This window comes from Aliiglaciecola lipolytica (assembly GCF_018860635.1).
Taxonomy (GTDB): Bacteria; Pseudomonadota; Gammaproteobacteria; order Enterobacterales; family Alteromonadaceae; genus Aliiglaciecola; species Aliiglaciecola lipolytica_A.
Window position 1 is genome coordinate 95,634 of the sequence record NZ_JAHKPT010000036.1, and the last position, 23,450, is coordinate 119,083.

18 protein-coding genes are annotated in these 23,450 nt (G+C 41.9%); 9 read left to right on the top strand and 9 right to left on the bottom strand.

Going from position 1 to position 23,450, the window contains the following annotated elements:
* The first annotated feature begins 238 nt into the window (after positions 1–238).
* Positions 239–1,207 carry a transposase gene (locus tag KO530_RS21500; RefSeq protein ID WP_216050525.1) on the top strand — a complete coding sequence of 323 codons (969 nt, stop codon included), beginning with the start codon at positions 239–241 and terminating at the stop codon, positions 1,205–1,207.
* A 293-nt stretch (positions 1,208–1,500) separates the two neighbouring features.
* On the opposite strand, the gene KO530_RS21505 is transcribed toward KO530_RS21500, so the two are convergent.
* Complete coding sequence (locus KO530_RS21505) at positions 1,501–1,974, bottom strand: thioesterase family protein (protein ID WP_436792315.1); 474 nt, start codon at positions 1,972–1,974, stop codon at positions 1,501–1,503.
* A gap of 130 nt (positions 1,975–2,104) precedes the next feature.
* Between KO530_RS21505 and recQ the strand changes: the two genes are divergently transcribed.
* Positions 2,105–3,934, top strand: a complete 1,830-nt coding sequence (gene recQ, locus KO530_RS21510; protein ID WP_216050527.1) for a DNA helicase RecQ — start codon at positions 2,105–2,107, stop codon at positions 3,932–3,934.
* Positions 3,935–3,951: 17 nt separating this feature from the next.
* On the opposite strand, the gene KO530_RS21515 is transcribed toward recQ, so the two are convergent.
* Complete coding sequence (locus tag KO530_RS21515; RefSeq protein WP_216050528.1) at positions 3,952–4,614, bottom strand: glutathione S-transferase; 663 nt, start codon at positions 4,612–4,614, stop codon at positions 3,952–3,954.
* Between the two features lie 125 nt (positions 4,615–4,739).
* A complete protein-coding gene (locus KO530_RS21520; RefSeq protein WP_252729426.1) occupies positions 4,740–5,030 on the bottom strand; it encodes a c-type cytochrome in 291 nt (96 codons plus the stop codon).
* 149 nt (positions 5,031–5,179) lie between these two features.
* Here KO530_RS21520 and KO530_RS21525 point away from each other — a divergent pair, with 149 nt between their 5' ends.
* The 4 genes from KO530_RS21525 (at position 5,180) to ribA (ending at position 10,561) form a co-directional block, all read left to right on the top strand.
* Entirely contained in the window at positions 5,180–6,616 is a 1,437-nt protein-coding gene (locus KO530_RS21525) for a protein adenylyltransferase SelO (protein WP_216050530.1), read from the top strand.
* Entirely contained in the window at positions 6,604–6,906 is a 303-nt protein-coding gene (locus tag KO530_RS21530; protein WP_216050531.1) for a DUF3630 family protein, read from the top strand. Before KO530_RS21525 ends, KO530_RS21530 begins: the two co-directional genes overlap by 13 nt.
* A gap of 83 nt (positions 6,907–6,989) precedes the next feature.
* The gene (locus tag KO530_RS21535; RefSeq protein ID WP_342806539.1) at positions 6,990–9,851 is read left to right on the top strand and encodes an EAL domain-containing protein; all 2,862 of its coding nucleotides are present in this window, start codon (positions 6,990–6,992) and stop codon (positions 9,849–9,851) included.
* A gap of 71 nt (positions 9,852–9,922) precedes the next feature.
* Positions 9,923–10,561: a GTP cyclohydrolase II gene (gene ribA / locus KO530_RS21540; protein WP_216050532.1), complete on the top strand. Its 639-nt coding sequence runs from the start codon at positions 9,923–9,925 to the stop codon at positions 10,559–10,561.
* Between the two features lie 116 nt (positions 10,562–10,677).
* On the opposite strand, the gene KO530_RS21545 is transcribed toward ribA, so the two are convergent.
* Both KO530_RS21545 and KO530_RS21550 read right to left on the bottom strand, forming a co-directional pair.
* Complete coding sequence (locus KO530_RS21545) at positions 10,678–13,848, bottom strand: efflux RND transporter permease subunit (RefSeq protein WP_216050533.1); 3,171 nt, start codon at positions 13,846–13,848, stop codon at positions 10,678–10,680.
* A gap of 15 nt (positions 13,849–13,863) precedes the next feature.
* Positions 13,864–14,970 (bottom strand): efflux RND transporter periplasmic adaptor subunit, encoded by a 1,107-nt coding sequence (locus KO530_RS21550; RefSeq protein WP_216050534.1) that lies wholly within the window; start codon positions 14,968–14,970, stop codon positions 13,864–13,866.
* Positions 14,971–15,299: 329 nt separating this feature from the next.
* On the opposite strand from KO530_RS21550, the gene KO530_RS21555 reads away from it, so the two are divergent.
* The gene (locus KO530_RS21555; protein WP_216050535.1) at positions 15,300–16,799 is read left to right on the top strand and encodes a DUF3300 domain-containing protein; all 1,500 of its coding nucleotides are present in this window, start codon (positions 15,300–15,302) and stop codon (positions 16,797–16,799) included.
* Between the two features lie 344 nt (positions 16,800–17,143).
* Positions 17,144–18,787, top strand: a complete 1,644-nt coding sequence (locus tag KO530_RS21560; protein ID WP_216050536.1) for a response regulator — start codon at positions 17,144–17,146, stop codon at positions 18,785–18,787.
* Between the two features lie 53 nt (positions 18,788–18,840).
* Here KO530_RS21560 and KO530_RS21565 read toward each other — a convergent pair whose 3' ends face one another.
* Positions 18,841–19,971, bottom strand: coding sequence for an aminotransferase class V-fold PLP-dependent enzyme (locus tag KO530_RS21565; RefSeq protein WP_216050537.1), 1,131 nt, complete (start codon positions 19,969–19,971; stop codon positions 18,841–18,843).
* Positions 19,968–20,729 carry a tryptophan 2,3-dioxygenase family protein gene (locus KO530_RS21570; protein ID WP_216050538.1) on the bottom strand — a complete coding sequence of 254 codons (762 nt, stop codon included), beginning with the start codon at positions 20,727–20,729 and terminating at the stop codon, positions 19,968–19,970. The genes KO530_RS21565 and KO530_RS21570 overlap by 4 nt, the downstream gene beginning before the upstream one ends.
* Before the next feature lie 142 nt (positions 20,730–20,871).
* Between KO530_RS21570 and KO530_RS21575 the strand changes: the two genes are divergently transcribed.
* Positions 20,872–21,321, top strand: coding sequence for an Lrp/AsnC family transcriptional regulator (locus KO530_RS21575; RefSeq protein ID WP_216050539.1), 450 nt, complete (start codon positions 20,872–20,874; stop codon positions 21,319–21,321).
* A gap of 19 nt (positions 21,322–21,340) precedes the next feature.
* Here KO530_RS21575 and KO530_RS21580 read toward each other — a convergent pair whose 3' ends face one another.
* Both KO530_RS21580 and KO530_RS21585 read right to left on the bottom strand, forming a co-directional pair.
* Positions 21,341–22,213 (bottom strand): ATP-grasp domain-containing protein, encoded by an 873-nt coding sequence (locus KO530_RS21580; protein ID WP_216050540.1) that lies wholly within the window; start codon positions 22,211–22,213, stop codon positions 21,341–21,343.
* A gap of 176 nt (positions 22,214–22,389) precedes the next feature.
* Positions 22,390–23,385 (bottom strand): hypothetical protein, encoded by a 996-nt coding sequence (locus KO530_RS21585; protein ID WP_216050541.1) that lies wholly within the window; start codon positions 23,383–23,385, stop codon positions 22,390–22,392.
* Positions 23,386–23,450: the final 65 nt, after the last annotated feature.

A 23,450-nucleotide genomic window follows, 5' to 3' on the forward strand; every position in this document is an offset into this window, starting at 1 on the left:
AATCAGTTCTTACTATTCCGATTCAAAAAATGTGATAAAAAGCAGAATTCCATAAAGGACTCCATAAAGGACAGTCACCTGAATCCTAATTCGTCTATCCAGGACAGGCACTAGTTATAATCAACTTAAGTGATCAAACCTCGACTGAGACAGTCATAAAAACTCGACCTAAACTGGACTGGTGTTTAGCGCCCTAAGCGCTATGCTTGTGCACAATATTTAGTGTTCGGAGTTTTATATGCCGCTGCCCAGGAAGCATCAAATCAGTCTTGAAGATACCCCCTATTATCATTGTATGTCGCGGTGTGTTCGTCGTGCTTTTTTGTGTGGTCATGACAAGTATTCTGGCAAAAATTACGAACACCGCAGACAATGGGTAGAAGATAGATTGCTCCTGCTTGCTTCTGTATTTTGCCTTGATGTGTGCGCTTACGCGGTCATGAGTAACCATGTTCACGTGGTCTTGCATATAAATAAAATTGAAGCCTTAAAATTATCAGATTTCGAGGTCTTTAAACGTTGGCAAAAAATACACAAGCCAACGGATCTTGTTCAGCAATTCTATATGAAAAACAATTCTGCTGAACGTTCTAGCATTCAGCTAGAAACCATTGCTAACACCATATCCATCTATCGGAAACGCTTGTACGATATTAGCTGGTTTATGCGTGAACTCAATGAGCCTATTGCTCGAAAAGCTAATCAAGAAGATGACTGTACAGGACATTTCTGGGAAGGGCGGTTTAAATCCCAAGCACTATTAGATGAAAAGGCTTTAGCAGCTTGTTTAGCTTATGTTGATTTGAACCCAATTCGGTCCCAAATAGCTTACAACCCCGAATCTTCCGAGCACACAAGTATTAAGCGACGCATAGATGCACTTCGCCAAGGCTATCAACCAACGTCATTAATGGCTTTTGAGCATAGTCCAATTCAAAATCAGCGAACCGAATTACCGTTTCGCTTAGATGATTACATACAACTTATTCGCTTTAGCGCTCAAGGGTTTGATTCGGCAAGTAGAAACGAAACTACACAGCCATCAATAATTCGAACTTTCGGGTGCAGTGAACAGCTTTGGATGAATCTTCTTCATAATTTTGAGAAATATTTTGGCGTGGCTGCTGGTGAGCCAAGGTCGATGGAAAGTTTTATGCTAAACACGGGGAGGGGCAGACTAAAAGGCAGCAGAAGGATAGCCCAATAGCCTCACTCCATAAACCACCGATTATTCCAAATACATCCACTTACCTGCTGTCCTTTCTAATTTGGCTAAATCGACCAAGACAACATAAATACGGTATAAACAAAGAGTATCGGCTGTTCTTAGGTCAAAAACACCCTTGAACATTTGCACTTACTGCTTAATCACAATATATTTTCACTAAAGACTGTCCTATTTGTGGTTTTATATATGACTGTCTCGAAAGCGAAGTATATGTGCCTGTCCCAAATGCGATGTGCTAACCAACCATATAAGTGGCTGTCCCAAATGCGATGCTAACCAACCATATAAGTGGCTGTCCCAAATGCGATGTGAGTGCCTGTCTCATTATGTAGTTCCATTCTACACACGGCGACTTTCTTGCCCTTGCGAATCACCTTCGCCGTAGCGATAAACTCTTTTCCCTTGCCTGGCCGCAAATAATCAACCCGCATATCGATAGTGCCAACATTAGAAAACGAGCCCTGAAACTCATCCAAACTAATATCTCCAAAATCCTTAATAGAATACAAAATGGCCATCACCCCGCCCACCGTATCCAAAATTGCTGCAGTAACCCCCCCATGCAAAATTTTGTGAATAGGGTTACCCATTAACTTGTCATCCCAAGGCAACCTAACCTCAACCTCATCAGCGCTCAATTTATCGATTTTTAGTCCAAGTAGCTTATTAAATGGCATTTGCTCACTAAACATATGCATCACAAATTCACCTAACGCCTCAGAACTCAAACGTACAGTTGTATCCATGTTATTTTGTGTCATATTAGATCCCATTAATATTTGGTGTTTATAGCGTATACCCCAAGGCGCTTTTTAAGTAAAATCATCATTACTAATTCCAATTCAACACCATTTTTGATTCGTACGAGGAAACTACTTGTCTACTGCCACCAGCAACCCCCTAGCAAGCAAAGATTTTGCAGCGCCAGCAGTAAAAGTGCTAAAAGATGTTTTCGGTTATGACAACTTCAGGGATGGACAACAACAAATCATCGAGCAAGTCCTAAACGGACGTGACGCGCTGGTTTTAATGCCCACTGGTGGCGGAAAATCCCTATGTTACCAAGTTCCCGCTTTGCTATTGCCCGGATTAACCGTTGTCGTATCTCCACTTATTTCATTAATGAAAGATCAAGTTGATGCATTAACCGCATCAGGTGTTGCCGCAACCTACATTAACTCATCAATTCCCCGTGAGCAGTTGGTCAATATCTATCGGCAACTACAAGACGGCAAATTTAAATTACTCTACGTTGCCCCAGAAAGACTCATGCAATTGGAATTTATCGACCGTCTACACACCCTAAATTTAAGTTTAATTGCAGTAGATGAAGCCCATTGTGTTTCCCACTGGGGACACGATTTCAGACAAGACTACCGACTTCTCGGCCAATTAAAAAAGCATTTTCCCAACACCACCGTTATGGGCCTAACAGCAACAGCCGACATCGCAACCAGAGCCGATATCTCCCAACAATTGAATTTACACAATCCATTTGTATTCAGAAGTAGTTTTGACAGACCCAACATACGCTACAATTTACTCTCAAAATACAAAGCAGTAGATCAGCTCATCCACTACGTAAAAAACCAAGAAGGCAGCGGAATTGTTTATTGCAACAGTCGCGCCAAAGTAGATGAACTAAGCTTTAAATTAGCCAAACAAGGGATTAATAGCGCCGGTTATCACGCAGGCCTAGAGCCAGAGATAAGAGATAAAATCCAACGGGACTTCATTCAAGACAATATAGATGTGATCGTCGCCACAGTTGCCTTCGGAATGGGCATCAACAAATCCAATGTACGCTACGTCGTGCATTTTGACTTGCCACGAAGCGTCGAATCATATTATCAAGAAACCGGCCGAGCTGGACGCGATGGCATGCCAGCGGAAGCCTTATTGTTATATGACGAAAAAGACGCCGCCCGCATTCGTCAATGGATCAGCATGGGTGAAAATACCGAGCGTCACGAAGTAGAACTGCAAAAATTTGCGGCCATGGAAGCCTTTGCTGATGCACAAACCTGTCGACGTCAAGTACTCCTCAATTATTTTTCCGAGTACAGTGGCGCCCATTGTGGTAACTGCGACATCTGTATCGACCCACCCAAACGTTTTGACGGCACCATTCAAGCGCAAAAAGTACTTTCCTGCATATTCAGACTAGGTCAAACCGTGGCAACTCAATACGTTATCGATGTTCTGCGGGGAAAAAACCACAAACGCATTATTGAACAACAACATGACAAACTTCCCACCCACGGGATTGGCAAAGACCAATCAGAAGCCTACTGGCACAACGTGATCAGCCAACTTATTCATCAAGGTTTAATTCGAATAGATATTACCCAAAACGCCAACTTGAAACTCACTGAGGCAGCTCGACCAATCTTAAAATCTGAAGTGATGGTTACCCTTGCTGTGCCGCGCCTTGCGTTAGAAACCACCAAACGAAGTAAAAACGACAAGCGATATTATGATCGAGCCTTATTCGCCAAGTTAAAACATTTACGCAAGACAATTGCCGAACAAGATGACGTGCCCCCATTTGTCGTGTTCAGTGATGCTAGTCTGGCAGATATGGCTGAATTTTTACCAGAAAATGCATCCCAATTTCTACAAATAAGTGGCGTAGGAAACACTAAATTAGAGCGCTACGGAGAGCGCTTTTTAGCACAAATAAGTCGGCACGTTAATGGGAGTTAAAAGCCTCAAGGCGTAACTCAAGCGTAGGCGTACTCGCCACCTTTTTGCAATGCCCGCTTGTAAGCTTCGCGCTGATGGATTTTTTGCACATAAGCAGCAATAGCGGGATATTGCTTACCTCCTCCACGAGAGAAGCTCGCTTCCAATGGAAAACTCATTTGGAAATCGGCACCTGAGAGCTCATCGCCAGCAAACCAGAGATTATTTTGTAAGTGAGTATCAACATACTCCAAATTACCTGAAATCATTGGCATGTAATAACCATCCATGACTTTATCAGCAATTTTGTTGGCAATTATTTTGATGAAAAATGGTTTCGCATTAGCTCTAACTTTATCAAAAACCAGTTTCGCTACCATGGGCGGCATCAGAGTTCCCTCGGCAAAATGTAACCAATATTGGTATTGTCTAAGGGCTTCAGTGTGCGCTTTAGGTTTCAAATGCTCACCATAATGCTCAACTAAGTATTCGATAATCGCACCCGACTCAGCAACCGTAACGTCACCATCGGTAATAACGGGCGACTTTCCTAAAGGGTGAATTAACTTTAACGTAGAAGGCGCAAGGTTGGTATTTGCATCACGCTTGTAATGTTTAATTTGGTAGTCTAATTCAAGCTCTTCGAGCAACCACAAAATGCGTTGCGAACGTGAATTATTGAGGTGATGTAGAACGATCATAAGAAATCTCTGTTATTTAATTTCAGTAGATACGTTAAGGTTTCGAAAAAGATCTATTTCGAAAAAAATGCGTCAGCAATAAACAGGAGGTATTAAACCTCCTGTCACAAACTGTTACTTACAATTTATCCAGCCGGATTCAGGCTCGCGAAATAAGCCGCTAAATCATCAATATCCTCGTCGCTTAGGCCCTTAGCCATAGGTGCCATAACCATATTGTTACGCTCGCCACTACGAAATGCTTTCATTTGTAAAACCAAATACTGCTCTTTTTGACCAGCTAAATTTGGATACATAGGGATCATAGAAATTCCATTAGACCCGTGACAAGCTGCACAAGTAGCAGACTTACTCTTGCCTTTTTCTGCATCTCCAGCAAATGCAGGGGCACACAGGGCACTACCAGCAATCAACATAGCGAAAAGTGCTACAGGTTTTAAATTCATGTTACTAACCTCGTAATAATTGATTAAGAGTTCCAAAATCGTTTTTCAGAACAAGGGTATCAAGATAGCCCCATGTCAGGATAAACTATACTTTGAATTAATACTAATAAGGCGCAAACGTGCATTTCGATCATTCTTACGCACAAAAATTATCCAACATGGTAAGCCAGGTTCGAATTTCACCGTTACTTGAGCCAGAATTAGCATTATATAACTACCAATTGGCAGAAGACATAGAACTTAAGAACGAATTTTCGCAAGCCGAAATCCTTTTTAGAGAATTATTTGAACCTGAGGGCCAGTTAAATCAACATGCTATCGCGCAAAAATACGGAGGCCACCAATTTGGCGGCTGGAATCCAGAACTTGGTGACGGTCGCGGCGTGTTATTGGCTGAAGTGATAACCCAAAAACAGAAGTCATGGGATCTGCATCTTAAAGGGGCTGGCAAAACCCCCTACTCACGCTTTGGCGATGGACGTGCGGTGTTAAGGTCGACGATCCGTGAATACCTAGCAAGTGAAGCATTGCACAGTTTAGGCATCCCCACCTCACGGGCATTGTGCCTAATTTCCAGTAAAGAAATAGTATATCGTGAACAACCCGAAACTGGAGCGATGTTAATTAGAGCATGTCAAAGCCATATTCGATTCGGCCATTTTGAGTATTTTTATCAAACGAAACAGCTCGATAAGCTCGACAATCTTTTTAAATATACATTCCAAAAGCATTACCCAGAATTACTGAATCACGATAACCCTCATTATTCGTTGCTCGAACAAATCGTGTTAGATACGGCAGACTTGATTGCAAAATGGCAGGCCTACGGTTTTTGCCATGGCGTAATGAACACTGATAATATGTCGATTCACGGTATTACCTTTGATTTTGGACCCTACGCCTTTCTAGACACCTATGACCCAGAATATATCTGCAATCACTCTGACCATAGCGGACGTTACGCATTTGACCAGCAACCTAGTGTCGCTTTGTGGAATTTAAATGCACTAGCCCATGCATTCACTGCCTACTTGTCCATCGAGCAAATAAAACAAGCTCTCACACAGTATGAAACACGTTTACAAACTCAATATGCCGAGCTTATGAGGTTGAAATTTGGATTCAAAAAAATCAGTAATAGCCACATGACATTAGTAAATGACTGGCTCGCATTACTTGCTCAAGACAAACGGGATTACACCCAAAGTTTCCGTTTACTGTGTGACGAAAACTTGAATATCCGTAAAGTTGCAGACCACTTCATTGACCGTACGAAAGCAGAAAGCTGGTATTCCTCATATATTGCAAAGTTAGCAGAGGAATCAATACCTAAAAACGAACGCTTAGTGACAATGAAAGAAGCAAACCCGAAATTTATTTTACGAAACTACTTAGCTCAAAATGCGATTAATGAAGCGGAAAAAGGGAGCTTTGACGAGTGCAAGCGCTTACTAAAAGTACTTTCTAATCCATTCGATGAACAACCTGAATTCGAGCGTTACGCACAAACTCCACCAGACTGGGGACAATCAATGGAAATATCATGTTCAAGCTAAACAACTATAGCTGGCAATTAGAGGAGTCGATTATCAGATTGGTTTGTGATTATTTTCCTTCTCAAGAGGAAGCAATTGAGCAAGCCCAAAATTGGTTACAGTCGATAGAATCTAGAGTTTCAGATGTTAGTGAAGGTGCTGACCGAGCACAAATACAATTTGTATCAGATCAAGATACCTTTTTACTTTGTTATGACGGAACTTGTGAGGCATTATGGATAGAAGTGACGGGCTACGCCGAGTCGACTAGTTTAACAAAATTATTAGCTAAATTAGATGCAATTCAATAATATAGCCTTCTCACGCACTGAATATATGTTCTTTATTTTTACCAATAAAGTTAACGTCAAAATAATAAAAATGGTTGCTTAATGTGAAATTTGTCGGTCTTCTGAGTCTGTTGTTATTGAGTTTCGCAGGCTGTGTTGTTGCTCAACAAACAGATCCTATCCCAACGGTAATAGTAGATGCCGAAGTGGAGCATGTGCGTGTAAACGGCTTGTCTGAATTAAAACGCACCAATAAACGTGATCAACTTTCTCAAGTTCAGGCGTTACAAGACTGGTCAAAAGTGATTGATACAACGCCATTAGTTGAAAACCAAGCCTTGTGGCAGCGTTTTTCAATTGTTCACCAAGACAGCATAGACCAACAATATTTGTTGGTCATCAGCAACCCTTCAATAGATTATCTAGACGCCTATGTGCTCGATGATAAAGATCGACTTTTGGAGACTTATTTAGTCGGCGCAAAACGCGATTTAGCAACACGCCCTTATAACCATAGAGACTTCGTTTTACCCATAGCATTGAGCCCAAACCAAAGCGTCAATATATACCTACGCATCCAGGATGATGGTCCCTCTGTTTATGCTATCGATCTTTGGACAGACACCGAATTTATTGCCGAAGAACAATTCCATTTGGCCTTCATTGGCGTGGTCGGCGGCGCCCTAGCTATTCTATTTTTCTACTTCCTTGTCACTTATGTGCTGCTTAGAAGCCCCATCCGATTTTGGTTTTCTGTGGCTAATGCGGGTTTGTTATTCCTATTTTTGAATATTCAAGGAATTGTCAGCCAGTTCACCGGCCTAGGATCATACACCTCTCAAATTAGCAGTGTAACAGTAGCAATTGTAATATTCGCAGCCGCAAAAGTTTGTCACGCCATGTTGGTACGGGTCCCAATATTTTGGCGTTTTATTTCTTATTTAATGGCGATTTCGCTGATTGTTATTGCGCCTATTTTAAACAGCTATCTACAACTAGTGGTTGGCTCAGCCCTCGCTGCTGCCGCGGTCTTGTTACACTTATTATTAGCGCTAATTTATCATGATCGGAAACATACTATGCCCAACGGCTTATATGCATTCGGCTGGTTGATTATCTGCGCTACAGTAATGGCTGAAGTAAGTTTTTACTTATCTGGAAATGCAATAGATACATACACGGGGTTGATATTGTCGTTAATCGTTATGTCCGGTGTCTTGCTAATAGCGGTTGCAATTGAAAGCCATGAAAAAGCACTCGCCTTTGCCAAACAGGTACAACAACAGAACGCTATTGAAAACCTACACCAATTTTATGATCTTTTCCGCAACTCCGCAGAGGGCCTTTATACATCAACCCAAGACGGTAAGTTAGTCACCACCAACCCAGCAATGTGTCAATTGTTCGGATACGCTGACGAATCGCAGATGTTATTAGAAGTCAAAGATACATCCGTGCTCTACGCCAATCCCCATGAACGTGATTTATTAATGGAAGAAATCTTCCTCAACGGCATGGCATTAGGCAAAGAGATAAAAGGTATTCGTAGGGACGGCAGTGAATTTTGGTTTTGTATTTCAGTACAACTCACTGGCACAGAAGATAAAAAATACTTTTTTGGGTCAATTTTTGACATCACCGAAAAGAAACAATCAACGATTAGCTTAGAATACTTAGCCACCCACGATTCATTAACCGGTGTGTATAACCGAAGAGAGTTTGAGCAAAAACTACGAGATGGCATACGCCGTTCTAAGCAGTTAAAACAAGAGCTCACACTGCTTTATATGGATCTTGAGCAGTTTAAGATAGTGAATGATACCTGCGGTCACAAAGCCGGAGATGCACTCATTAAACAACTATCACAGATCCTCAATGACGTGGTATTGAATAAAGGTGTATTAGCCCGACTAGGGGGCGATGAATTTGGCGTGATTTTAGAATCTGAAAATGCGCAAATGGCAGATGTTATTGCAAACCAATTAATGAACGCCGTTAAGGAATTTAGGTTTATTTGGGACAATCGTATTTTTGCTATGGGCATAAGTATAGGTATGGCCAAATGGCAAGACGAGATTGAAACGCCGGAACAACTTATGAGCATGGCCGATGCAGCCTGTTACGTAGCCAAAGAAAAAGGCCGCAGTCAGATACACCTGTATTCCAGTGAAGATCTCAAAATGCAGCGTTATGAATCTGAATTAAAGTGGGTGTCTCAAATAAACTTGGCGTTGGAACAAGATAAATTTCAGCTCTATTATCAACACTACTACCCGCTGTCTAAAGTGGCCGATGGCCACCACTATGAAATTTTGCTGCGGATGCGAGACGAAGATGACCAAATAGTACCACCAGCGGCATTTTTACCTGCAGCGGAACGCTACAATTTAACCATCGAAATAGATAAATGGGTAATTCAACATACCTTTAAATGGCTGTCCGAACACCCCGAACACCTAGCACAATTGCGTCAGTGCAATATCAATCTCAGTGGTCATTCGCTAGCCGACAACGACCTCAAGCGTCATGTAACCAAAGCCTTTGAAGATTATCAAATTCCCCATCAAAAGATTTGCTTTGAAATTACTGAAAGCATGGCAATCGTCAAAATGGAAGAAACCTTACGCTTCATCAGTGCATTTAAGAAACTCGGCTGCACCTTCGCGCTAGATGATTTTGGCAGTGGATTTTCGTCTTACAGCTATTTAAAAAACCTGCCGGTCAATTGTCTCAAAATCGACGGAAGTTTCGTTAAAGATCTCTTAGTTGACCCAGTCGATATGGCAATGGTTGGTTCGATGAAAGATTTGGCCAAAGCAATGTCCATGAGCACCGTCGCTGAATTTGTAGAGTCTAAAGACGTAATGGTAGAGCTAGGTAAGATGGGCATAGACTTCGCCCAAGGTTATGGCGTAGCGAAACCAGCTCCCCTTAACGAATTTACTGACTGTAAAACTATCGACTAAAGGTTGTAATGTGTAGATTCGTGCCCATATTGGTGAATTAATATTTAATTTACAATTTATAAAGGCCCGTAGTGGTGACAAACACGCCAACCAATAAGTTTGAATTTGTAAGTTCAGCTGCCCTTCCAACCCAATTTGGATTATTTACTATCCATGGTTTTGTTGAAATTGAAACACAACAAGAACATGTTGCTCTTTCATACGGTGAATGGCAGCAAGATGAAACCATTCCAATCCGCGTACATTCTGAATGTTTAACAGGTGATGCCCTATTCAGTACTCGCTGCGATTGCGGGTCTCAGTTAAAAAAAGCCCTGCAAAATATTGTTGAACAAGGCAAAGGGGTGTTGCTTTATCTTCGTCAAGAAGGACGAGGTATAGGCTTATTGAATAAGATCCGCGCCTACAAATTACAAGACAGCGGCCTAGACACAGTAGAAGCCAATGAACATTTGGGTTTTGATGCTGACTTACGTGACTATGCAATATGTAAGTTAATGCTCGATACGCTGGGTGTTAAGAATGTTGCGTTGATGACCAACAACCCCAAAAAACAAGCGGCGTTGGCAGAAATGGGCGTTAATGTGGTTTCCAGAACCCCTATCGACCATGGTTTAACAGAGGATAATCGACGCTACCTACGCACAAAAACAGAAAAGCTAGGTCATCAGTTCGATTTACACTTACTCAATAACGGTCCGAATAAATAGCTAACGGCACTCGAATTTGCCAATTACATAGGTATTAGCCAAAGCCAAATACCTGCCTAATAAAAAAGAGACCTAGGTCTCTTTTTTATTGTCTAAAACAGTCTCTTTAGCACTGCTTAGTTGTGAATTTGAACACCGGGAACACAACCGTTTTCATCGAGTTTCTGGCGTTTAACCAACATCGACAATTTGCGGCATAAAATGTAAAAAACCGGCGTAAAAATAAGACCAAAGAATAACACGCCAAGCATGCCGCTAAATACCGCCACACCCAATGCTTGACGCATTTCGGCTCCAGCTCCAGTGGCAATCACCAAAGGAACAACACCAAGTATAAAGGCAAAAGAGGTCATCAATATTGGACGTAGTCTTAACCTCGCAGCTTCAACTGCCGCATGATAAAGCGGGACGCCATGCTGTTCTTTGTGACGTGCAAATTCCACTATCAAAATCGCATTTTTACTGGCCAAGCCAATCAACACAATCAAACCAACCTGAGTCAAAATATTATTGTCCATTCCAGCAATGTAAACACCAGCGATAGCCCCTAACAAACACATTGGAACAATTAGAATTACCGATAGTGGTAAAGTCCAACTTTCGTACAAGGCAACGAGTAACAAAAACACAAAAACAACCGCAAAAACGAAGGCCAATATAGCCGAGCTGCCCGCTTGTTTTTGTTGATAAGCAAGTTCAGTCCACTCATAAGCGATGCCGTCTGGCAAAATTTGCGCAGCTAAACGCTCCATGGTGGCAATGGCCTCCCCAGAGCTATAACCAGCAGCGGTATCTCCGTTCAAATCTGCCGCTGGATAAAGATTATATCGGGGAACCCGCGACGGCCCAGAGCGATATTCGAAAGTTGCCACAGAGCTCAACGGAACCATATCACCCGCTTTGTTGCGAACCCGAATCCGGCCAACATCATCGGCCTCCATCCTAAAAGGAGCATCCGCTTGTGCCGTGACTCTGAAGGTACGCCCTAAATAGTTAAAATCGTTCACAAAGGCGCTACCAAGATAAATTTCAAGGGCACTAAAAACCTCATTAACTGGCACACCTAAGCGCTCAACTCGTTCTCGATCAATGTCAGCGTACAACTGCGGTGTATTAGTTTCAAAGAAGCTAAACACTGAGGTAGTAGCAGGCTCTTGATTGGCGGCGTTAGCAAGTTGCCACATGGATGCCTCAAGCGCAGGAAGACCCAAGCCACGACGATCCTCAAGCATCATTTTAAACCCACCACCGTTACCTACTCCACGTACAGGTGGAGGCGGAATTACCGCCACATAAGCCTCTTTAATGCCAGACAACTCCTTACGTGCCTGAGCCACTAACTGGTCGAAGGTGATGCCCTTCGCTGCCCTATATTCAAAGGACTCAAGCGCTGGGAACAAAGCTGCCGAATTAGACGCACTTGAAAACGTAGCGCCAGAAAACCCAGTAAATGCAACAGATGTTTTTATGCCATCAATTTTCAGCAACTTATCCAATACTTCCTGCACCACATTATCAGTACGTTCTAGTGATGCACCAGCAGGTAACTGCACAGCGATGATCAAATAACCCTGATCCTGAGCAGGGATAAATCCTTGCGGGACTTTATTGAAGAAAAAGCCCGTCAAACACATCAATCCCAAATAAATGATAGACATGATCGCGCCAAAACGAATTATCTTCGACACGAACTTGCCATATGCAGAAGACGTACGATGCATGCCGTGGTTAAACTTATTCGCAAACCATGCAAAAGGACCTTTACTCGATGTCTTGTCACTATGAGGTTTAAATAAAACCGCTGACAACGCAGGGCTTAACACCAAAGAGACAAATACCGAAATCATAGTAGCCGCAGCAATGGTGATCCCAAATTGGCTATAAAAAGTGCCGGAAATTCCATCCACAAACGCAGTAGGTAAAAATACAGCCACCAGCACCAACCCAATTGCTACCAAGGCACCGCCCACTTCGGTCATGGTTTCCCGCGCGGCTTCCCGCGGACTCATTCCTTCGGCAATAAGGCGCTCCATGTTTTCAACCACCACTATGGCATCATCCACCACAATGCCAATGGCTAATACCAAACCAAACAAGGTTAAATTATTCAAAGAGAAGCCCAGAGCACTCATTACCGCAAAGGTACCAACTAACGAAATCGGAATCGCCAATATGGGGATAATCGCCGCGCGCCAATTTTGTAAAAACACCAAGATCACCAGCACCACTAGCGCTATAGCTTCATAAATAGTGACTTCTACCGCATCAATCGACTGACTAATAAATTGGGTAGGGTTATAAGCAATATCGTAGGTAAGCCCTGGAGGAAAGTCTTGAGACATTTCTAGCATGGTTTGTTGAATCGCCGCAGCGGTCTCCAATGCATTTGAACCAGGTCGTTGAAATACAGGCATCGCAATGGCTTTTTTAGTGCCTAAATACCCTCGGGTGGCATAACTTTCAGCACCTAACTCAACTCGTCCCACATCTTTTAAGCGTACGATTCGACCGTCGGTATTTTTGATTATCACATTCTCGAACTGTTGCGGATCAATCAAGCGTCCTTGGGTTTGCACACTTAATTCAAAGGCATTTTGTCCTGACTCTACAGGTGATTTATTTAGCGTACCACTGGCGACTTGTATGTTTTGCCCTTGCAGCGCAGTAATGACTTCTGAAGCCGTCATCCCAATGGAAGATATTACGTCAGGATCAAGCCAAATTCGCATCGAATATTGGCTAGCACCAAAAATACGCACCTCGCCAACCCCATTAATTCGTGCTATCTGATCTTTTATTTGCAAGGTTGCATAGTTGGCAATGTAGGTTTGGTCATAAGTACTGTTAGGTGAAAACAAATTCACCACCAACATCAAATCCGGAGAGTTTTTGCGGGTCACAATACCCAAGCGCCTAACCGTTTCAGGTAACCGAGGTTCGGCTATAGCGACGCGGTTTTGCACCTGTACCTGTGCATTATCTAGGTCGGTTCCCAGTTTGAACGTAATAGTGATAGACACTTGTCCGTCGGCAGTAGATTGCGACGACATATACAGCATGTTTTCAATGCCGTTAATTTCTTGCTCAAGGGGAGTTGCCACCGTTTTAGCCGCAGTTTCAGCATTTGCGCCTGGATAACTGGCCGAGACTTGAATCGTCGGAGGAGCGATTTGCGGGTATTGCTCAATCGGCAAGGTAAAATACGACAGCGCCCCCACGATAAGAACGATAATTGCCAGTACCGATGCAAATTTAGGTCTTTCAATGAAAAAATGGGAAAACTTCATCTGTTATTCTCCCAATTAATGACTGTAGGTTTCGCTGATATTGACTTCCACCGGAGAGACTGTCGCTCCCGGTCTGGCTCGCATCATGCCGTTGACTACAATTTTGTCGCCTTCTTCAAGACCCTGTTCAATTATTCTTAACTCGCGGGTATGCAGCTCACCTAAAGTGACAAATCGACGTTCAATTTGGTTATCTTGATTAATTAAATTCACGTATTTACGTGACTGATCAGTGCCGATAGATTTGTCAGGTATGAGTAAAACAGTAACATTTTCCCGATTTAGCAAACGAATACGCCCAAATATTCCTGGAACAATAAAACCGTCTTCGTTTTTCAGAATGGCGCGGCCCTGAATTGTCCCTGTGCTTTGGTCCATTTTATTATCAACAAAATCCATCACACCTTCATGGGTATAGGTATCTTCATCTTGCAACTTGATTTTCACTGGATTGGGTACATCACGTGAACTTTCTCGCTGATTATTCTGATCTAGGCGAAGATATTTCAAAAAATCTCGTTCCCCAGCGTCAAAGTAAAAATGAATCGGCGAAATGGACACTACAGTGGTTAACAAAGTGGCATTGGTAGCGGTTCCATTGACCAAGTTTCCGGCATTCACAAAATCTCTAGAAACAATCCCATCAATGGGCGATTTAACTTCGGTAAATTCCATTTCTAATTTAGCGTTGTCATAGGCAGCTTCAGCCATTTCGAATTCACTAAGACGCTGATCTACTTCTTCTTGCGAGATGGAATTTTTTTTACGCAAATCCAGTCCACGCTCTAGCTCTTTTTTAGCCAAAGAAACCCGAGACTTAGCGCTTTTTAAAGCAATTTCAAACGGTCTCTGATCGATTACAAACAACACGTCACCTTTATTAACCGCTTGGCCATCTTTAAAGTTTACCTTGTCTAAGTAACCGCTTACTCTAGCAACAATTTCTACCTCTTTAACCGCCCTAAAACGCCCAGTGTATTCGTCCCATTGATCAATTACCGTTTTGATTGGCTGGGCAACATCCACTTCTGGAATTGGCTGAGACTGAGGGGCTGACGGCTGTTCGCTGCATGCAGATAACAGCGTTAGAGAAAAAATGAGTGTAGCAAAACTAAGACGCATTCTTAGAGTCCTTAAATTGGTAATTACGGCACCCAAACACTGTGGTTTAGCGCTTATTGTTAGGCCCAACTGCTAAGATTGCCTCTTAGCAGTATAGTTAATCTTGGATAGAACGATTAAACGATAAATTTATTGCAGAATAATGTGAAAAATTTAGAGGTGAGAATCATATCTTCCAGCCAAGATTGTAACTTACTACGTGGTTAATCTGTAGAAAGATCTCAGTTAATTCACTTTAACGCTGCGAATTAAGGTGAGATTTTAAGCATTGGTTCAGCTAAGGTTAAGGACAGTCATTCTATAAGTATTCTGTAATAGAGGAGAATACTATGAAAAGCAGTACAAAATACGTTTTAGTGTACCTGACATTAATTTCGTTGACTGTGATGTTAGCTGTCAATCTTGCACAAGCGCAAGAAACACAAAATGTCATTGCCATTGAAACTGATAGTGACACAGATATTGATGAGTCTGCTCAAGAAAGTGCTTATTTACTTGATCAGGCTGAGCTAGATCAAATGCTTGCTCCAATCGCACTGTATCCAGACACAGTGCTATCACACATTTTAGTAGCCTCCACTTATCCATTGGAAGTAGTGCAAGCGGCTAGATGGCGTGAAAAAAATCAAAGCTTGTCAGAACAAGAAGTGATGGACGCGACAGCGGAGGAAGACTGGGATCCGAGTGTCAAAGCGCTGGTGCCATTTCATCAACTGTTGCAACAAATAACTGAAGATCTTAACTGGTTACAAGATTTAGGTGATGCCTTCCTAATTAACGAAGAACAAGTATTGTCTAGCGTGCAGAACCTGCGCCAAAAAGCCTATGCTCAAGGTAGTTTAGAAAACAGTGAGTATATAGAAGTGGTAGAAGAGGATAATGACATCCTTATTCAACCCGCCAGCACAGAAATTGTTTACGTACCTTATTATGACACGCGTGTCGTTTATGGTTCATGGTGGTGGCACGACTACCCTCCAATTTACTGGCATCGTCCGGCCCATTTTTACATACATGCAGGTTTGTATTGGAGTCCACGAGTTTATGTCCGTCACAATCTATTTTGGGGTGGATTTAATTGGCGTAATCGCTACATTGTTGTGAATCATCGTTATCCATATCGCAATGGTCGTCGCGATGATGGCGTGCGCAGAGTCAGCTCTAGTGAGTATCAGCGCTGGCAGCACAACCCGACTCATAGAAGAGGCGTAAGATACGACGCGCACACACCAAAAGTGGTATACCGTCAGCAGAACCGAAATGATAATAAACGAGTGATTAGTTCTGAAGGAAAGTCTCGTGTATTAGATAAATCTAGACCGGTTCAAGTGCGCCAAAATATCAAAACAGTAAAAACCAGTACTAAGGCGCAGCAAACACAACAACGTTTGCAGACCAAGTCTAACCGAGTCAATGACTATTCAAATAAGAACGATAAATCGAGTCAACGTCAACGGGTAGAGCGCGATAAGACAGAGCAAAAAAATGTACGCCAGGTGTCTGCCCAGTCGCGTAATAATGTAGTGCAACGTTCACCAAAAGATTCGCAGCAAAATGCCGCGAATGTGCAACGTAATAGCAACAATATTACAAGTGACAAAGCAAGTGCGCAGCGCAAAACTAGTAATGTCTCACGGGATAAGGTATCTAGTGCTGACCGTTCAAGTTCAAAAAGCAATAGTGCCTCGCAACAACGTTACTCGAATAAACAATCGCAGGGCGCGCAACGGAGTACCAGAAGCTATTCAACCAATCGAGCAACCACGCCAAGGTCGAGCAATAGACCTGCACAAAAGCAGAGTCACAGAGGGAATACTAAAGAGCGCTAAAATTAGCATCTAAGGTTTTTTCAAACTTCATTTAACCCAAAATCAATCCATGCTAACAAAGACTTTGTGAGTATGGATTGATTCCATTATGCGCTAAGGCGCTTGCTAATCCTCACATCTTGCGCAATTATACGGTTAAGCGGTCTTTTTGAACCCTATCCACAAAGTTAGTGGCACGCAGCAAAATTTAACACCTTTGAGTTGATTGACTGGTTAACGGGGTTAAATTCGATTGAAAGCAATCCCCATAAAAGCAATCGATTCAATCACAATTTGTCTGTCGATAGGGTTCATGTTGTATTCGACCTTCCACAGTAGAAATATAAGATGTTGGAATTTAAGAATTGATTGAGATCCCCCCGCAAAAGCCATTAAGCAGCTTAAATGTGTTGGTAATTGATGGACAATCGTTAGTTCACGATAGCATTAAGTCTGCGTTAATAGAGATTGGTATCAGTAATTGTAAAAGTGCTGAGAATGCCTTTTATGCACTGCGTTTATGTGAACAAACTAAATTTGATGTAGTACTCATTTCGTTTGACATCCGTAGTGACAAAGACGGCTTCAATTTACTTGAAGAAATGCGCCTCAAAGGCCATATCAGTAAAACAACCATGGTCATATTCTTAAGCGCTGACACCTCTATGTCATTGGTGAATTGCGTGGTTGAATTGCAGCCCAGCGATTTTTGGGTGAAACCATTAGATCGCAAAACCATGGAAAAACGCTTTAAGTACTTATTTGCGATTAAAGAAAAACTGTATAAATTATCCTACTGCATTGATAAAGCAGAGTATCCCACAGCCATCTACTACGCTGAACGCCAACTAAAAGACGAATCCCTTAGCAAATACTACCCCATGATTAACCGCTTAATCGGCGAATGTTTAATTAATCTAAAAGAATATTCCCAAGCAGAAGCTTTTTATAAAAAACTAAGCGAACGATATAAATATGGTTGGGTTCAGGTCAATCTCGCACGCAGTTTATTAAAACAAGACAAAATGTCTGAAGCCATAGCGCTCACCGACGCACTCCTCGAACGAGATGATACGCGCTTCACAACTTATGATGCCTTAGCCGAGTACTACATTGAAAAAGAAGATTACGCCAAGGGTTACGAAATTATTCAAGAGGCCACCAAATTAGCGCCACGCAATCTAGACAGAAATAAAAAATCGTGGAATTTAGCACGCCTTAATCATGATAAAAAAGGCCAATACATGGCCACCATGAACATGGCGAAATTTGCTAAAAACTCGATCCACGATACACCAGATTTAAATCTCAACGTTATCCGCGCCGCCATAGATTTAGCAGGTTCGCTAAACGGCGAAGAGGCCACTCGACTGATCACCAAAACCGAACGTGACTTATCTTTTTTCGTCAATGAATACGGACACGACAGTCAGTTAAAAGAACAACTGGCGATTATCAATGCTCGCATGTTGAATTTGAAGAGTGATAAAAAAGGTGCCGAAGAAATTATCAAAGAGCACATGGAAACAAGTTCAAGCAATTCTGTGGAAGATAGCCTAGACAAAGTAAAAGCATTTCATGAAATGGGCTATTGGGAAGAGTCGATTCGTTTACTTGACTCTATCAAGTCTAAAATTGAAGGCGATAGCTTTATCGGACGGGTGATCAATGAGTACCTAGATCAGGAAAGCAAAGAGCGCACAGATATTCGCTACTCTCCCAAAGAGCTAGGCGAAATGGCTTCTTCCCATTATAAAAATAAACGCTATGAACCTGCTTATGAATTGCTTACGCAAGCTTTTGTCTTAGCGCCGAAAAACCCCAATATGGCGTTAAGCATCCTAAAAGTCATGGTTAAATTAATTGATGAAATACATTTTGACGAAGAGCAACTTGCTTGCCTCAAACGATGCAAAGATTTACTAGATTCCATCCCATTATCCCCCAATCAGCATAAAAAAATGGACGAATACTTGGGGGTTATCGAACCATTATTAAAATCCGCTTAATCAAGTCGGGATAACAATTGGCAGGACGAATAAAATCACCTGCCAACTTCTCTTTAGTCGCCGCTGTTGTGCTTAAACGCAGCTATCAACAAGTCAATTTGTTGCATCGAATTGTAAACATGAAACGACAAGCGCATTACATTACCTCGAGTATCAAAATAACAATTCTGCTTTTTTAAGCGTTGGCTAATTGCCGTGATTCGAGAGGCGGGTAATTCGATACACAAGGTGCCGCCAACATTTGCCAAATCAATTGGCTGCATCGCACCTTCGTCAAAGGTTGCTAAAAAGTACTCTGCCAATTTTCGATTGTGGGCAAAAACAGTGTTTTGACCAATCTCCAACAAGGTTTGTAAACTACCCAACGCCAAAGCATAGGGCGCAATATTTGGTGTACCTCCCCAAAACCGTTTGGCATCGGGTGCATAGGCAAAGCGCTTAATCTCCATTTCGAAAGGATCGCTATGGGAAAACCAACCCACATCTATTGGTTTAAGTTGTTCGACAGTATTGGGATTAACCCACATAAACCCAGCGCCTGGCCCTCCACATAGCCACTTAACGCATGAACCAAACAACGCATCTACATCCCAACGATGCAAATCAATCGGCAAGATACCCGCCGATTGCGCCACATCCACAGCTAGATAACAGGATTGTTGTTTACACAATTGCCCAATAGCTTCGACCGGTGCGACCTGACCCGTATTGGAGTGAACATGGGTTGCCAGAACGCAATCAATATCTTTTTGAATATAACGCTGCCAAGTTTGAATGTTGACCGCTGACTCGAATGCCGGAATGAACACAAGTTCAAAACCGAATTGCTGCATTGCCTGTGCTACATATCCCATGGATGGAAATGCGTCTTCGTGGATCAGTATCTTGCGTTTACCGACCTGAGAATTTTCCATTGGCAAAGCCATCAACCACTTTGTAAAAGCACTGGATAAATTAGTTTGAGGACAAAAATCCGCAGCCTTTGCGTTAAACAACTTTGCTAACGAAGCACAAAATAAATCAACGGTTTGCAACCAATCCGGCCATGCATCGCCCCCTGACAATTTCCAAGGGGTTAGAAAGTTTTCAGCCAAACTAAGTTCCGACTGTTTGCTTAAGCACCCCACTGAATGACTTAAAAAATAGGGCCCAGCGGGAAGATTGAACAAGTTAGAAAAACTCACCCTGCTTGGGTTCCGGTAGCTTGTTTTGGCACGATAGAGTCTCTCACTTTACCGTAAGACTGTCCCCATGCATCCGTCATCTGATTCCGAATCAGCCACAATTCAGGGAAAAATTGATTCCTTGCCCCAGATTTTAATAAATCAACAGGTCGGCCTTTTAACGAATGAGATTCCATGCCGATGGTGCGCTGAATCAAGAACAGATGCTGCCAACGGAACTTCTGCAGTAATTCATCAAATTCAACTAAACTCTCGGCGATCACATAGCTATCATCATGCTGATATTGGCTATCGTAAATAGCTTCGATAGTGGTGTTTCGGTCTTGAATATAGTGTTTATTAAATACCGTCCACAGATCCGCAGGAATCTTTACCAAAATACGAAAGCCAGGAGACTCCTGGCCACTACCATTGCCTAACTGCAAACGAATTTGTTGATACTCTTTGGGCGACATTGTTTCCAATAAGTCCATTTGTTCGCTCATCATTTTTTGCAGCATGTGTACCCGCTTCATGAGCGAAATCACACGATGACTTTGTTCAGTTTGCATGTACTCCAATACATCGATAAGTGTGAATATCATCAACTTCATCCATAACTCTTCAACTTGATGGACAATCTGAAACTGCAGTTCGTCTGAATTACACAATTTATCTAAGGGCTTTTGGCATTGTAGTAAGGTGTCACATTGCAAATAAGCACCGTAATCAAGAATTTCTGGGTTTTCTAATAGACTGCTGTATTTTTGTCGGTACATGGGACTTTCCAAACGTTTAATTTGGATTTTATGGTAATGGATCGGGATTTGAACATTGTTCCTGAATCACTTGATATTTTGCAATTTTTAGAACAAAGTTTCATTTATTCAGAAATAATAAGAACGAATGTCGGAATAAGCCATGAATGATAGAGATAAACAAATCGTTTCCAAACTAGAAGAAGATGGCCGTTTGTCCTTCGCCACCCTTGGCGATTCAATTGGTTTGAGCAAAACTCCCTGCTGGAATAGAGTAAAAGCCTTGCAACAGAAGCAGATAATTACCGGGTTTTCAGCGATTTTATCGCCACAAGCCATGGGACTTAATATTCGAGCGCTAGTCAACGTGGTCATTGACATTGGCCAACACCAGAAATTTGAACAAGCAATTATTGAGCACGCTTCGATACGCTCCTGTCACGCAATCACAGGAGAGTTCGACTATGTATTGGAGATTTTAGCCAGGGACATAACTGACTTTGATGAATTGCTGCGAGTAGATTTAAGTAAGCTTCCTGGGGTTTTACGTTTTAACACTTCAATTACTACTCGCTTAGTTAAGCAAAACGGACATTACAGCAAAATGCTTTAAATCACTTGCAAACATTTTGCTAGTTGCCTCGGCCATATTTATCCACAAAACCATCGGCAAAGCGTTGTGCAGAGTCCACATCCATATTGAAATACAATGAGGGTTCAATCAATTCAACTTCCATTGTCACGTAGGTGTCTTTGTATTTAACTAGGTCGATACGGGCATACAACGGCATTTCCGGTAAGGCTGCTAGCACCTTTTGTGCGCTCGCTAATATATGTTCGTCGGCTTCTACACTTCGAAGTTGTCCACCATGTTCTTCTTGCACTCGAAAATCATTTTGTTTGGGCACTTTAACAATGCAATGACTGTATTGTCCGTTAAAATAAAACAATGAATATTCGCCTTCGTTAATCACACTCTTTAAAAAAGGTTGGATCATAAATGGACGAGTGGAAAATACCTCAGTCAAACCTTCTTGCTCTTCCACCACAGATTCGAGCGACAAGCGATAGGTGTAATCGGCATTTGCACTGACTAAAGGTTTGACGACGATTTCTCGGCTATTAAATTGTTCAAAAGCACCTTTCATAAATGCTAAATCGAAAGTGTTACACCAAATAGTAGGTACTATCCCCACGCCCTTGGCTTCAAGTGACTTTAAATAGTCTTTACGGATATTCCACTGTACCAACGCTAAACTGTTCTCTAGTTTTGCTGTGCTGCTGTCTATTTGTTGTAAACGCGCTAAAAAGGCATCGGCGTTATTTTGATAATCCCATGTACTGCGAATTATCACCACTTCGTAGTCATCCCAGTTGGTACCGTCTGCATGCCAAGAAATTTCAACTGCTTCCCAGCCCATTTCTGCCAGAGGCTCGTAAGCTAGGTGATCGTAAACGAAAAAATCTTCCAGATCGTCAGTCGATAAAATTGCTACTTTTCGCATCGGTTATCCTCCGAGTAATTGCAAATACATAGGTTATTAGGTTGAAACGCAGGATTTAGGGTAACTAAGAATCTACGCCTTCACCAGCATTGTTAAAATTTTGTTATAAATCACTGTTGCAATAGCGTGTTACTTTAGCCAAGCAACTTTCACACTGCGGTCTAACTCACTTGGCGTTAGGCGAAAAACAGCGATTTGTTGATTAGTTGAAAGCCAGCCCAAGTCAACAATGGAATAGATATTAATATGGTGACTCGTACTATCAATTGAAAGGCATTTGCCCATTTTTTTGGTGGGGTGTTATGTAGGCGTTCTGTATCACTTAAAATCAGATCTCGTTCACGTGGCGTTAACTTTTCAAAACTGACATGGGGTGTCATCTCCGAAAAATGCCACTCATATTGATTAGCTGCTTTGAGGGTTTCAAAAGTACTACTTTTTATTTGTTTGATTCGCAACAGTGGATAAAAGGTCAGGTTAATTAGGATTAAAAAGACCGTTCCGGCCATGATAAAGTCTTTAAATTGAGGTTCCCCGCCAATCCACAGTAATGGTACTAGTGACAGACCGATAGAAAAGAACAATGCATTCCAAAAAACCGCTTTAGAAAAAGGATAAGTGTGATGGCTTCGAAACAGCTCTACAGTTAAATGTTCAACAATGAACTTATCAATAATGTGTGTATTACGCAGAATTACTGCAATAGCTAAACAGATACCTGTCCACATCCACCATGTCTGTAAAATCAAAGGAAAACGTTTGAGGTTACCTTCAAAGCCCAATTCTTCTATGTAAAAAAGACGCTCGCTATATAAATAGCTGAACATAATAACGAAGCCAGCAATCAGGCTGAATAGCAATACTTTACGGGGAATTTGGCTGATTTTATTCGCAATGATGCTCGACTCGTTAAGTGACAAGCCGCAATTTTGCGCATTTTTTAAGACTTCTTTATAGGCAATTGAAATAATCAACGGCAAAATAAGGTAGCTAAAAGCGCCAATTATTGGCAACCCTAACGCAGCCCCAACATCTCTAACCTGCTCTACATTAGAAATTGAGTTAGGACTTACTATCAAACCACTAAGTGTATTCAGTGCAATAAAACAAACCGCAATACAAATTGCCAAATACGCTGAATTCACAGTTAAATTAAAACTTCTACTACTCACAAACGTCCAATCACTACTTACTATTTGTTAACGAACAAAATTTGTCCGGCTAATATTTATACATT